The organism is Nonlabens sp. SCSIO 43208 (genome assembly GCF_050703575.1).
GTDB lineage: Bacteria > Bacteroidota > Bacteroidia > Flavobacteriales > Flavobacteriaceae > Nonlabens > Nonlabens tegetincola.
This window is the reverse complement of record NZ_CP065365.1, coordinates 2844303-2858032: the sequence shown is the minus strand read 5'-3', so window position 1 is coordinate 2858032 and position 13730 is coordinate 2844303. Positions and strand designations below refer to the sequence as shown.

The window sequence follows — 13730 nt, the reverse complement described above, 5'->3', positions numbered from 1 at the left end:
GAGATGAAATTAGATTGGCAATCCATCAAAGATTTTTTGACCTATCAAATAATTGAAGCAAAGGAAAAGGGCGATTTTCATTTAGACACATGGATGGTGATTCTTGCCATTGTTGCTTTACTTGCAACCAAGGTCCTCTTAAGAGTATTGAAAAAAATTCTTACTCGTAAAATGGATCACAGTGACAAACTAAAATTTGATAGTATTTTCAGGTTTTTTAACTATCTGGTTTACATCATTGTTATCCTGGTTATACTGAATAGTTCTGGAGCAGATATTACGGCATTACTTACAGCCAGTGCAGCGTTATTCGTCGGGATTGGATTTGCTTTACAGGACTTCTTCAAGGATATCATAGCAGGTATAACAATTATCGTGGATAAATCGGTTCTGGTTAATGACATCATAGAAGTGGATGATAAGGTGGGTCGTGTTTTTGAAATCAAATTAAGAAGTACGAGAGCCATCACAAGAGACGATAAAGTATTGATTATACCTAATCACTTATTTCTCTCGGACATTGTTTTTAATTACACACAAAATCATGCAAAAACAAGAGAAAAGGTAGGAGTAGGAGTAGCCTATGGAAGTGATACACGACTAGTAGAAAAAATACTACTCGAGGTTGCGAATAATCAAAAAGGAGTGCTTAAAAGTCCAGAACCCATGGTTCTATTTCAAAATTTTGGAGATAGTTCTTTAGATTTTGAACTGTTTTTTTACGTACGCGATGCTTTTACCGATCCTAAAATTAAGAGTAGTCTGCGTTTTGAAATTGACAAAGCTTTTAGAGAAAACAATATATCAATACCGTTCCCTCAACGAGATTTACACCTAGTATCTTCTAATATCACATGGAAAAAAGATGATGAAAAAACTGATTAAAATATTAATACTGATAATTGTTGTTCTCGCTTTCGCGAAAGCGAACTCACAAGCAACTGATCTATTTAGAACAGAATTTACGTATTTCCCACAAAGTGATAGTGATAATAGCTTTAGGAGATTTAGAACCTTTGTCAATGTTCCTTTGAAAGTAAAAGAGCAATCCTATCTTGTTCCTTTCATAGAATATAGGAACGTTCACTTACTAATAAGAGATGATGAACGATTTAGACAACTTAAGACTGATAGGTATGAAAGTATTGAAGTTGCATTAGGATATACATTTCCTATGGAGAATAATTGGCGATTTGGTGCAAGGGTAGGTTTATTAGCAGCATCAAATTTTGATGAGGCAAAGCCAATAAGTGAAGATTTGTTTTTTACAGGAAGTGCTTACTTCATCAAGGACATGAAAAAACGAACAGATGGTGGAAAACCATGGCGACTTGTATTAGGTGTGCAGTACTCAACAACGGTTGGTCGACCATTCCCATTACCTTACGTAAATTATTACAGAGAGTTTGCAACAGATTGGAGCTATAGTATAGGAGCTCCCAAAATGAATTTAAGATATAGATTTAACGATCAACATAGTGTACAATTATATGCAAGATTAGATGGTTTTTATGCTAATATTCAAAACGACGTAAACACAATTAATGGAGTTGCTGATAATATAAGTATGACAACTGCCATGATGGGACCAGGTTATACATATAACTTAACAAAGCATATTTCATTTTATGTATATGCAGGATACACTATCTTTAACGATATAAGATTAAGAGATGCAGATGGAGAAGATGTGCGCACTATTAATAGCAGCAATACATTTTATTCTAGAGCAGGTATAAAATTTCAAATTTAATGGCACAAATACTTATTATAGAAGATGAAAGCGCAATTAGAAGAGTGCTGGGTAAAATATTAAGTGAAGAGGATAAGAATTACAAAATCACTGAAGCCGAGGATGGTCTTGCAGGTATGGACCTTATAAAGGACAACGATTATGATCTGGTACTTTGTGATATAAAAATGCCCAAAATGGATGGAGTAGAGGTTTTGGAAGCTGTTCAAAAAATTAAGCCCGAAACTCCTGTAGTAATGATTTCTGGACATGGTGATTTAGATACTGCTGTTCAAACTATGAGATTAGGAGCTTTTGATTACATTTCAAAACCACCAGATTTAAATAGGTTGTTGAATACTGTGCGCAACGCCTTAGATCGTAAAACTCTAGTCGTAGAAAATAAGCGGTTAAAGAAAAAGGTAAGTAAGAATTACGAGATGATTGGTGAGAGCGAATTAATTTCAATAATCAAAAATATTATTGAGAAAGTAGCTCCTACAGATGCCCGAGTTTTAATAACCGGTGGGAATGGTACAGGTAAAGAACTTGTGGCTCACTGGTTACATGAAAAAAGTGATCGTTCAAAAAAGCCATTCATTGAAGTTAATTGTGCCGCTATTCCTAGTGAACTCATAGAAAGTGAGCTCTTTGGTCATGTTAAAGGTAGCTTTACTGGAGCAAATAAAGATCGTGCAGGAAAATTTGAAGCCGCAAATGGCGGAACCATTTTTCTCGATGAAATAGGTGATATGTCATTGCCTGCTCAAGCCAAAGTTTTACGAGCGTTACAAGAAAATAGAATTCAACGAGTAGGTAGTGATAAGGATATACAGGTAAATGTGAGAATTCTTGCAGCTACAAATAAGGATCTAAAAAAAGAAATTGAAGAAAAAAGATTTAGAGAAGATCTATATCATAGATTAGCTGTGATTTTAATAAACGTTCCATCACTGAATGATCGACGTGATGATATACCCTTATTGGTAGAGCACTTTGCACAAAAAATAGCTCAGGAACAAGGTGGTTCGAGAAAAGAGTTTCATGCTAATGCAATTAAATTATTGCAAGAATATGATTGGACGGGAAATATTAGAGAATTACGTAATGTAGTGGAACGACTAATCATATTAGGAGGAGAAGAGATTAGTGAAAATGATGTCAAACTATTTGCAAGTAAATAATGGAATTCAACGTAACGCCATCAGATTTTAAAGTTGACTCTACTTTTAACCTGTCATCTCATCCTACCTTACCTTTAGATATTTTAGAAAAAAAAGAGGCAAAAAAAAGGCTAGCTAAGGTTAGAAGAGAATTAGCACATTTCCAGGCTAGAATGTATGCCCATGACAAACACGCTGTACTGGTCTGTTTTCAAGGTATGGATACGGCAGGAAAGGATAGCTTAGTAAGAGAAGTTTTTAAAGACTTTAATGTGAGAGGTGTTGAACATTATAGTTTTAAAGTACCTACCGATTTAGAACGTTCACATGGATACTTATGGCGTCACTATATAGCTTTACCTTCAAAAGGTCATTTTGGAATTTTTAATAGAACGCATTATGAAAATGTGTTGGTGACTAGAGTACATCCAGAATACCTGATGGGAGAAAATCTCCCTGATTTTAATGATCCTAGCGATGCTAATTCTGATTTTTGGAGTATGCGATTTGAACAAATCAACAATTTCGAAAAAGAACTTACGCAAAATGGTACCTTTATATTTAAGTTCTTTTTGAATATCAGCAAGCAAGAACAAAAAAATCGCTTATTAAGGAGATTGCACATACCAGAAAAAAACTGGAAGTTTTCAGATGGAGATCTAGCAGAGAGGAAACTTTGGGGTAAATATATGGATTGTTATCAAGACGCTATAAAAAATACTTCGACAACATACGCACCGTGGTATGTAGTGCCGTCAGATAATAAACCAATGGCAAGATTAATAGTTGCTGAGGTTTTGAATCAAACACTGCAACAATTTAGTGAGATACAACCACCTAAATTAGACATGGATAAAGCTGCTAATATTCAGAGTTATATCAGCCAATTAGAAAACGAGGAATAAATTCTAGTTACATTCTAACCTTGAATTTTTTAATTCTATTGATGTGACTAAAGTACCTTAATATGTTATCGTGAGCATTTGATTGTTTAGTTTTGGCGCCTTAATAACAAAAAAAACTGGCGTGAACCTAGTATCATATAAACAAGAATTTTTAACTAATTACAAAATTGCCTATCCTATAGTTTTAGGACAGGTAGCTCATTTATTAGTAGCGTTGGCTGATAATGTTATGGTAGGTAAACTGGGAGATGCTCCTCTTGCAGCAGTATCCTTGGGAAATACCCTTATCTATATTGCATTAAGTATTGGTATTGGGTTCTCCTTCGCTATAACGCCATTAGTATCTACAGCACAAGGTCAGGAAAACTGGACCAAGGTTAAAAGGATTCTAGACAACGGAGTGTTCCTATCCTTTATTATGGGAATATTACTCACTGCATTACTTATAGTGGCAGAACCTCTATTATTTTACATGGATCAACCAGAAGAAGTTGTTGAACTCGCGATTCCGTACATGCATATTGTCTCTATATCCATGGTGCCTTTAATGTTGTTTCAGGCCTTCAAGCAATTTTCTGATGGATTGAGTCTTACTAAACATGCAATGAACGCTGCAATTATTGCAAACGTGATAAACGTAATGTTGAACTATCTATTAATTTATGGAGAGTTTGGTTTTCCAAAATTAGGATTAGTAGGTGCAGCATGGGGTACTTTAGTCTCTAGAATAATCATGGTGATAATAATTTATATTTCGCTTTCGCAAAAACCGAGTCTACATCAACAATTCAAGGGTCCAATAACTATATCTAAGACCAATATCACTAAAATCTTATCGCTAGGATTTCCCACTGCATTGCAAATGTTGTTTGAAGTGTCTCTTTTTACAGGAGCAATATTTTTATCTGGTATGTTGGGAACAAAACATCAGGCTGCAAATCAAATTGCATTGAATTTATCTGCATTAACATTTATGTTCGGTATAGGATTAGGAGTTACAGCTACTATTCGAGTAGGAAACCAACTAGGGAAAAGAAATTTCGCTTACATGAAGCAAATTGTAAAAAGCTTATTTTTTATGGTTCTAGTAATTGAGATCCTATTCATGTGTTTATTCTTCATCGGAAGAAATTACCTGCCTTGGATTTATATAAACGATACAGAGGTTATACAGATAGCCTCACATTTATTGCTAATAGCAGCAATTTTTCAGGTTAGTGACGGAATACAAGTTTTCCTTTTAGGTTTATTGCGTGGATTGCATGATGTTTGGTACCCTAGTTTATTTTGCTTTATAAGTTATTGGTGCATAGGATTTCCTTTGGCGTATTACTTGGGGTTGCACACTTATTTATCTTCAATGGGTATATGGGTAGCCTTATTAATTGCGTTAACATCATCGGCAACTATGATGTTTTTCAGATATAAGTATTTAGTGAGAAGGATTGCAATGTAGTTTTAAGTTTCTTAAAAGTACAAGTATTATGTCTATTTACGAATAGATAAGGGATTATATATTGTGATTAAAAAAGTTTTGATTTTTTTATTTTGTAAGTAAATGATTTGAAGGTGTTTGAGGATGGGTTGTAATTTTTTTCAAATTTTTTGTCATAAAAGTTTGTTTGGTAAGAAAAAGTGTGTGTATATTTGCACCCGCTTTGGGAAACAACGATGTTTAAATTAAGCGATAGTTCTTCAAAAAGGTTGGAAATATTTGTAGCGGATTGTGAGGATTTCGCATCAAATTTTCGGTCTAGATATTTTGAAGTAGTTCATTGAAAATAATGATTGACAGCACAGCGATACTGTTTTTGTATTGATTAATACAAAGGCAAGTATTGGTAAGAAAATAAAAATAGACACATGTACGCTAATTGAGGGTTCTTAAAAGAGGTTTTTGGAATTATTCTAATAAATGATCTTTAAAAGATTCTACGATGAAGAGTTTGATCCTGGCTCAGGATGAACGCTAGCGGCAGGCCTAACACATGCAAGTCGAGGGGCAGCATAGATAGCTTGCTATCTGATGGCGACCGGCGCACGGGTGCGTAACGCGTATACAACCTACCTATTACTGAGGGATAGCCCGAAGAAATTTGGATTAATACCTCATAGTATTATAAGATGGCATCATTTAATAATTAAAGGTTACGGTAATAGATGGGTATGCGTCCTATTAGCTAGATGGTGAGGTAACGGCTCACCATGGCAACGATAGGTAGGGGTCCTGAGAGGGAGATCCCCCACACTGGTACTGAGACACGGACCAGACTCCTACGGGAGGCAGCAGTGAGGAATATTGGACAATGGAGGCAACTCTGATCCAGCCATGCCGCGTGTAGGAAGACGGCCCTATGGGTTGTAAACTACTTTTGTACGGGAAGAAATACAGTCACGTGTGATTGTTTGACGGTACCGTAAGAATAAGCACCGGCTAACTCCGTGCCAGCAGCCGCGGTAATACGGAGGGTGCAAGCGTTATCCGGAATCATTGGGTTTAAAGGGTCCGTAGGCGGGTAATTAAGTCAGTGGTGAAATGCAGGGGCTCAACTCCGGCACTGCCATTGATACTGGTTATCTTGAATTATTGTGAAGTGGTTAGAATATGTAGTGTAGCGGTGAAATGCTTAGATATTACATAGAATACCGATTGCGAAGGCAGATCACTAACAATATATTGACGCTGATGGACGAAAGCGTGGGGAGCGAACAGGATTAGATACCCTGGTAGTCCACGCCGTAAACGATGGTTACTAGCTGTTTGGATCGATTGAGATCTGAGTGGCCAAGCGAAAGTGATAAGTAACCCACCTGGGGAGTACGTTCGCAAGAATGAAACTCAAAGGAATTGACGGGGGCCCGCACAAGCGGTGGAGCATGTGGTTTAATTCGATGATACGCGAGGAACCTTACCAGGGCTTAAATGCAGTATGACAGATTTGGAAACAGATTTTTCTTCGGACATATTGCAAGGTGCTGCATGGTTGTCGTCAGCTCGTGCCGTGAGGTGTCAGGTTAAGTCCTATAACGAGCGCAACCCCTATTTCTAGTTGCCAGCACATAATGGTGGGGACTCTAGAGAGACTGCCGGTGCAAACCGTGAGGAAGGTGGGGATGACGTCAAATCATCACGGCCCTTACGTCCTGGGCTACACACGTGCTACAATGGTAGGGACAGAGAGCAGCCACTTCGCGAGAAGGAGCGAATCTACAAACCCTATCTCAGTTCGGATCGCAGTCTGCAACTCGACTGCGTGAAGCTGGAATCGCTAGTAATCGCATATCAGCCATGATGCGGTGAATACGTTCCCGGGCCTTGTACACACCGCCCGTCAAGCCATGGAAGCTGGGGGTGCCTGAAGTCGGTGACCGAAAGGAGCTGCCTAGGGTAAAACTAGTAACTGGGGCTAAGTCGTAACAAGGTAGCCGTACCGGAAGGTGCGGCTGGAACACCTCCTTTCTGGAGTTCCTGAAATAATGGAACGAAACAAGGGATAGTTTCAAGACCTTTAACACTCAATTAGTGTGTGTTTATTTTAAAAAGCAAGTCAATCAAGAAATAGTCGCAAGACACTCAGTCTCATAGCTCAGCTGGTTAGAGCGCTACACTGATAATGTAGAGGTCGGCAGTTCGAGTCTGCCTGAGACTACGATGTCTTAGGTAGTTATTGAGTAGATAATTATAGCTAAGAGATAAAGTTCATTTATAGAATTTTAATGGAAATTCTAGAGGTTGAGGATTCTAAATTCGATATTCTGAATTCAGTATTTAGGATTCGTCATGGGGAATTAGCTCAGCTGGCTAGAGCGCCTGCCTTGCACGCAGGAGGTCATCGGTTCGACTCCGATATTCTCCACGAATGATTAGTAGAGATTAATCATTAAACGTTCATTGACATTTTGAAAAGATCAAAACGAGCATTAGTTCTAATATTAATTAGGATTAATACAAGATAGAAAAAATAATATTACTATATATCGTTGTATAGTAATAGGTATCATAAGCAAATAAGGGCGTATGGGGGATGCCTAGGCTCTCAGAGGCGATGAAGGACGTGATAAGCTGCGATAAGCTGCGGGGATTGGCACATACGATGTGATCCGCAGATTTCCGAATGGGGCAACCCGGCATGTTGAAGACATGTCACCAGTAATGGAGCAAACCCGGTGAACTGAAACATCTAAGTAGCCGGAGGAAGAGAAAACAATAGTGATTCCGTTAGTAGTGGCGAGCGAACGCGGAAAAGCCCAAACCAATTAGGTTACGGCCTAATTGGGGTTGTAGGACTACAATATTTGATGCTAAAAGAATAAGAATCCTTTGGAAAGAGGAGCCAAAGAAGGTGATAGCCCTGTATTGGTAATTTTAGTTATTGATAGTAGTATCCTGAGTAGTGCGGGGCACGGGAAACCCTGTATGAATCTAGCGGGACCATCCGCTAAGGCTAAATACTCCTGAGAGACCGATAGTGAACCAGTACCGTGAGGGAAAGGTGAAAAGAACCCTGAATAAGGGAGTGAAAAAGAACCTGAAACCATACGCTTACAAGCGGTCGGAGCCTTCGGGTGACGGCGTGCCTTTTGCATAATGAGCCTACGAGTTACCGTTGCTAGCAAGGTTAAGTGTTTCAGACACGGAGCCGTAGCGAAAGCGAGTCTGAATAGGGCGCTATAGTTAGTAGTGGTAGACGCGAAACCGTGTGATCTACCCATGGGCAGGGTGAAGCTGTGGTAACACACAGTGGAGGCCCGAACCGGTTGACGTTGAAAAGTCTTCGGATGACCTGTGGGTAGGGGTGAAAGGCCAATCAAACTCGGAAATAGCTCGTACTCTCCGAAATGCATTTAGGTGCAGCGTTGATTTAGTTTTATAGAGGTAGAGCTACTGATTGGATGCGGGGGCTTCACCGCCTACCAATTCCTGACAAACTCCGAATGCTATAAAATGATGATCAGCAGTGAGGGCATGGGTGCTAAGGTCCATGTCCGAAAGGGAAAGAACCCAGACCATCAGCTAAGGTCCCAAAATGTATGTTAAGTTGAAAAAACGAGGTTGTACTGCTTAGACAGCTAGGATGTTGGCTTGGAAGCAGCCATTCATTTAAAGAGTGCGTAACAGCTCACTAGTCGAGCGGTACGGCATGGATGATAATCGGGCATAAACATACTACCGAAGCTATGGACTCCATTGAGAGTGGTAGGAGAGCATTCTAATTGTGTTGAAGGTGAACTGTGAGGTTTGCTGGAACGATTAGAAACGAAAATGTAGGCATAAGTAACGATAAAGGGGGCGAGAAACCCCCTCACCGAAAGACCAAGGTTTCCTCAGCTATGCTAATCAGCTGAGGGTTAGTCGGGTCCTAACGCGTACCCGAACGGGGAAGTGGATGGATAACAGGTTAATATTCCTGTACCTGCTCACAATAAAAGTGACGGAGGTGTGAATTTGGTGCGTACTGACGGAAATGTACGTTGAACCAACTGTTAAGGTTGGGATAGTACCACAAGGCTACGGCTACGTGGATAATCCAGAGGAGCAACTTCCAAGAAAAGCAAGTGAAGCAGCCCGTACCGTAAACCGACACAGGTGGTTGGGATGAGAATTCTAAGGTGCTCGAGTGATTCATGGCTAAGGAACTAGGCAAAATAGACCTGTAACTTCGGGAGAAAGGTCCCCTATTTAATAGGGCGCAGTGAAAAGATCCAAGCGACTGTTTATCAAAAACACAGGGCTCTGCAAAATCGAAAGATGAAGTATAGGGCCTGACACCTGCCCGGTGCTGGAAGGTTAAGAGGAGGGTTTAGCTTCGGCGAAGATCTGAATTGAAGCCCCAGTAAACGGCGGCCGTAACTATAACGGTCCTAAGGTAGCGAAATTCCTTGTCGGGTAAGTTCCGACCTGCACGAATGGTGTAACGATTTGGATACTGTCTCAGCCATGAGCTCGGTGAAATTGTAGTATCGGTGAAGATGCCGATTACCCGCTACGGGACGAAAAGACCCCGTGCACCTTTACTATAGCTTAGTATTGATTTTGGATAAGTAATGTGTAGGATAGGTGGGAGACTATGAAGTGACGTCGCCAGGCGTTGTGGAGTCATTGTTGAAATACCACCCTTTGCTTATTTGAAATCTAACCCAGAAATGGGGACATTGCTTGGTGGGTAGTTTGACTGGGGTGGTCGCCTCCAAAAGAGTAACGGAGGCTTCTAAAGGTTTCCTCAGCACGCTTGGTAACCGTGCGTAGAGTGCAATGGCATAAGGAAGCTTGACTGAGAGACATACAGGTCGATCAGGTTGGAAACAAGAGCATAGTGATCCGGTGGTTCCGCATGGAAGGGCCATCGCTCAAAGGATAAAAGGTACGCCGGGGATAACAGGCTGATCTCCCCCAAGAGCTCACATCGACGGGGGGGTTTGGCACCTCGATGTCGGCTCGTCACATCCTGGGGCTGGAGAAGGTCCCAAGGGTTGGGCTGTTCGCCCATTAAAGTGGCACGCGAGCTGGGTTCAGAACGTCGTGAGACAGTTCGGTCTCTATCTGTAGTGGGCGCTAGAAATTTGAGTGAATCTGACTTTAGTACGAGAGGACCGAGTTGGACTGACCGCTGGTCTACCAGTTGTTCCGCCAGGGGCATTGCTGGGTAGCTACGTCGGGAAGGGATAAGCGCTGAAAGCATATAAGCGCGAAACCCATCACAAGATGAGATTTCTTTAAAGGGTCGTGGGAGACTACCACGTTGATAGGTCATAGGTGTAAAGGCAGTAATGTCATAGCCGAGTGATACTAATTACCCGTAAGCTTAGATACCTCTATCTACTTGTATTGATTTTGAACTTTTCAAAATGTCAACATATACAGTTGGATTATTTTAATTTAACTGAAACCTTTAAGGTGGTTATAGCAATGGGGCTCACCTCTTACCATTCCGAACAGAGAAGTTAAGCCCATTAGCGCAGATGGTACTGCATTTGTGGGAGAGTATGTCGCCGCCTTCTTTTAAAACCCTTATCAATTTGATAAGGGTTTTTTGTTGTGGTAAATTTTTTCTAATTAGAAATAAATTAAATAAAAGGCTGTTATTATTTATTTAATAACAGCCTTTTATTGTATTCTATTAATATGTTCTTTAGAGTTGAAATAAAGAATATGTGCTCATCATCAAATTGATTTGTTCTTTTATAGATTTTAATTTACTCTCATCGTCTTTATTTGTGATTGCGTCACTTATATATTGAGATATTAGACTCATTTGATCTTCTTTCAATCCTCTTGTTGTTACAGCTGCAGTTCCTATGCGTATACCACTTGTTATAAACGGTGACTGGTCGTCAAACGGCACCATATTTTTATTTACGGTTATATCTATCTTACCAAGAAGCTCTTCTGCGTCTTTACCCGTAATGCCTTTGTTTCTTAAATCGATTAACATCATATGGTTATCTGTACCATCAGAAATAATATTAAACCCTTTATCGATTAAGGCACTTGCGAGTGTTTGTGCATTTTTCTTTACTTGAACCATGTAATGAAGAAAATCATCAGAGAGTGCCTCTTTAAATGCCACTGCTTTAGCAGCGATTATATGCTCTAAAGGACCTCCTTGATTACCAGGAAATACAGCACTGTTTAACAATGATGACATCTTTTTCAATTTACCGCTCTTCAAACGTTGATCAAATTTCTATTTACGACTAGACAACGGATTATATATTGTGATTAAAAAAGTTTTGATTTTTTCATTTTGTAAGTAAGTGATTTGAAGGTGTTTAAGGATGGGTTGTAATTTTTTTCAATTTTTTTGTCGTAAAAGTTTGTTTGGTAAGAAAAAGTGTGTGTATATTTGCACCCGCTTTGGGAGACAATGATGTTTACATAAAGCGATAGTTCTTCAAAAAGGTTGGAAATATTTGTAGCGGATTGTGAGGATTTCGCATCAAATTTTCGGTCTAGATATTTTGAAGTAGTTCATTGAAAATAATGATTGACAGCACAGCGATACTGTTTTTGTATTGATTAATACAAAGGCAAGTATTGGTAAGAAAATAAAAATAGACACATGTACGCTAATTGAGGGTTCTTAAAAGAGGTTTTTGGAATTATTCTAATAAATGATCTTTAAAAGATTCTACGATGAAGAGTTTGATCCTGGCTCAGGATGAACGCTAGCGGCAGGCCTAACACATGCAAGTCGAGGGGCAGCATAGATAGCTTGCTATCTGATGGCGACCGGCGCACGGGTGCGTAACGCGTATACAACCTACCTATTACTGAGGGATAGCCCGAAGAAATTTGGATTAATACCTCATAGTATTATAAGATGGCATCATTTAATAATTAAAGGTTACGGTAATAGATGGGTATGCGTCCTATTAGCTAGATGGTGAGGTAACGGCTCACCATGGCAACGATAGGTAGGGGTCCTGAGAGGGAGATCCCCCACACTGGTACTGAGACACGGACCAGACTCCTACGGGAGGCAGCAGTGAGGAATATTGGACAATGGAGGCAACTCTGATCCAGCCATGCCGCGTGTAGGAAGACGGCCCTATGGGTTGTAAACTACTTTTGTACGGGAAGAAATACAGTCACGTGTGATTGTTTGACGGTACCGTAAGAATAAGCACCGGCTAACTCCGTGCCAGCAGCCGCGGTAATACGGAGGGTGCAAGCGTTATCCGGAATCATTGGGTTTAAAGGGTCCGTAGGCGGGTAATTAAGTCAGTGGTGAAATGCAGGGGCTCAACTCCGGCACTGCCATTGATACTGGTTATCTTGAATTATTGTGAAGTGGTTAGAATATGTAGTGTAGCGGTGAAATGCTTAGATATTACATAGAATACCGATTGCGAAGGCAGATCACTAACAATATATTGACGCTGATGGACGAAAGCGTGGGGAGCGAACAGGATTAGATACCCTGGTAGTCCACGCCGTAAACGATGGTTACTAGCTGTTTGGATCGATTGAGATCTGAGTGGCCAAGCGAAAGTGATAAGTAACCCACCTGGGGAGTACGTTCGCAAGAATGAAACTCAAAGGAATTGACGGGGGCCCGCACAAGCGGTGGAGCATGTGGTTTAATTCGATGATACGCGAGGAACCTTACCAGGGCTTAAATGCAGTATGACAGATTTGGAAACAGATTTTTCTTCGGACATATTGCAAGGTGCTGCATGGTTGTCGTCAGCTCGTGCCGTGAGGTGTCAGGTTAAGTCCTATAACGAGCGCAACCCCTATTTCTAGTTGCCAGCACATAATGGTGGGGACTCTAGAGAGACTGCCGGTGCAAACCGTGAGGAAGGTGGGGATGACGTCAAATCATCACGGCCCTTACGTCCTGGGCTACACACGTGCTACAATGGTAGGGACAGAGAGCAGCCACTTCGCGAGAAGGAGCGAATCTACAAACCCTATCTCAGTTCGGATCGCAGTCTGCAACTCGACTGCGTGAAGCTGGAATCGCTAGTAATCGCATATCAGCCATGATGCGGTGAATACGTTCCCGGGCCTTGTACACACCGCCCGTCAAGCCATGGAAGCTGGGGGTGCCTGAAGTCGGTGACCGAAAGGAGCTGCCTAGGGTAAAACTAGTAACTGGGGCTAAGTCGTAACAAGGTAGCCGTACCGGAAGGTGCGGCTGGAACACCTCCTTTCTGGAGTTCCTGAAATAATGGAACGAAACAAGGGATAGTTTCAAGACCTTTAACACTCAATTAGTGTGTGTTTATTTTAAAAAGCAAGTCAATCAAGAAATAGTCGCAAGACACTCAGTCTCATAGCTCAGCTGGTTAGAGCGCTACACTGATAATGTAGAGGTCGGCAGTTCGAGTCTGCCTGAGACTACGATGTCTTAGGTAGTTATTGAGTAGATAATTATAGCTAAGAGATAAAGTTCATTTATAGAATTTTAATGGAAATTCTAGAGG

At 40.6% G+C, this 13730-nt stretch carries 5 protein-coding genes, 3 tRNA genes, 4 rRNA genes and 1 pseudogene; 12 read left to right on the top strand and 1 reads right to left on the bottom strand.

The window, feature by feature from the left end; translation table 11 throughout:
- The first annotated feature begins 3 nt into the window (after nucleotides 1-3).
- The 10 genes from I5168_RS13190 to rrf all read left to right on the top strand — a co-directional run bounded on the left by I5168_RS13190 (nucleotide 4) and on the right by rrf (nucleotide 10799).
- Entirely contained in the window at nucleotides 4-885 is an 882-nt protein-coding gene (locus I5168_RS13190; RefSeq protein WP_167341656.1) for a mechanosensitive ion channel family protein, read from the top strand.
- Entirely contained in the window at nucleotides 866-1753 is an 888-nt protein-coding gene (locus I5168_RS13185) for a DUF6268 family outer membrane beta-barrel protein (RefSeq protein ID WP_244895670.1), read from the top strand. The genes I5168_RS13190 and I5168_RS13185 overlap by 20 nt, the downstream gene beginning before the upstream one ends.
- Nucleotides 1753-2916: a sigma-54-dependent transcriptional regulator gene (locus I5168_RS13180; protein WP_167341657.1), complete on the top strand. Its 1164-nt coding sequence runs from the start codon at nucleotides 1753-1755 to the stop codon at nucleotides 2914-2916. The genes I5168_RS13185 and I5168_RS13180 overlap by 1 nt, the downstream gene beginning before the upstream one ends.
- The gene (locus I5168_RS13175) at nucleotides 2916-3800 is read left to right on the top strand and encodes a PPK2 family polyphosphate kinase (protein WP_167341658.1); all 885 of its coding nucleotides are present in this window, start codon (nucleotides 2916-2918) and stop codon (nucleotides 3798-3800) included. Before I5168_RS13180 ends, I5168_RS13175 begins: the two co-directional genes overlap by 1 nt.
- A gap of 121 nt (nucleotides 3801-3921) precedes the next feature.
- Complete coding sequence (locus I5168_RS13170) at nucleotides 3922-5256, top strand: MATE family efflux transporter (RefSeq protein ID WP_431472065.1); 1335 nt, start codon at nucleotides 3922-3924, stop codon at nucleotides 5254-5256.
- Between the two features lie 478 nt (nucleotides 5257-5734).
- Nucleotides 5735-7260 (top strand): 16S ribosomal RNA (locus tag I5168_RS13165).
- 116 nt (nucleotides 7261-7376) lie between these two features.
- Nucleotides 7377-7450: transfer RNA gene (locus tag I5168_RS13160), tRNA-Ile, on the top strand.
- Between the two features lie 133 nt (nucleotides 7451-7583).
- A tRNA-Ala gene (locus I5168_RS13155) sits at nucleotides 7584-7657 on the top strand.
- Between the two features lie 140 nt (nucleotides 7658-7797).
- Nucleotides 7798-10611, top strand: a 23S ribosomal RNA gene (locus I5168_RS13150).
- Nucleotides 10612-10691: 80 nt separating this feature from the next.
- Nucleotides 10692-10799, top strand: a 5S ribosomal RNA gene (gene rrf / locus I5168_RS13145).
- 131 nt (nucleotides 10800-10930) lie between these two features.
- Here rrf and glyA read toward each other — a convergent pair.
- Nucleotides 10931-11482: pseudogene (gene glyA, locus I5168_RS13140) on the bottom strand (serine hydroxymethyltransferase); the annotation flags it as partial.
- A gap of 449 nt (nucleotides 11483-11931) precedes the next feature.
- Between glyA and I5168_RS13135 the strand changes: the two are divergent.
- Nucleotides 11932-13457 (top strand): 16S ribosomal RNA (locus I5168_RS13135).
- The 16S, 23S and 5S rRNA genes sit together here with 3 tRNA genes alongside, the layout of an rRNA operon.
- A 116-nt stretch (nucleotides 13458-13573) precedes the next feature.
- Nucleotides 13574-13647 (top strand) — tRNA-Ile (locus I5168_RS13130).
- Nucleotides 13648-13730: the final 83 nt, after the last annotated feature.

Bases quoted from the DNA above. Each gene is read 5' to 3' on its own strand.
- I5168_RS13190 (WP_167341656.1), top strand. From the start codon at position 4: ATGAAATTAGATTGGCAATCCATCAAAGATTTTTTGACCTATCAAATA.
- I5168_RS13185 (WP_244895670.1), top strand. From the start codon at position 866: ATGATGAAAAAACTGATTAAAATATTAATACTGATAATTGTTGTTCTC.
- I5168_RS13180 (WP_167341657.1), top strand. From the start codon at position 1,753: ATGGCACAAATACTTATTATAGAAGATGAAAGCGCAATTAGAAGAGTG.
- I5168_RS13175 (WP_167341658.1), top strand. From the start codon at position 2,916: ATGGAATTCAACGTAACGCCATCAGATTTTAAAGTTGACTCTACTTTT.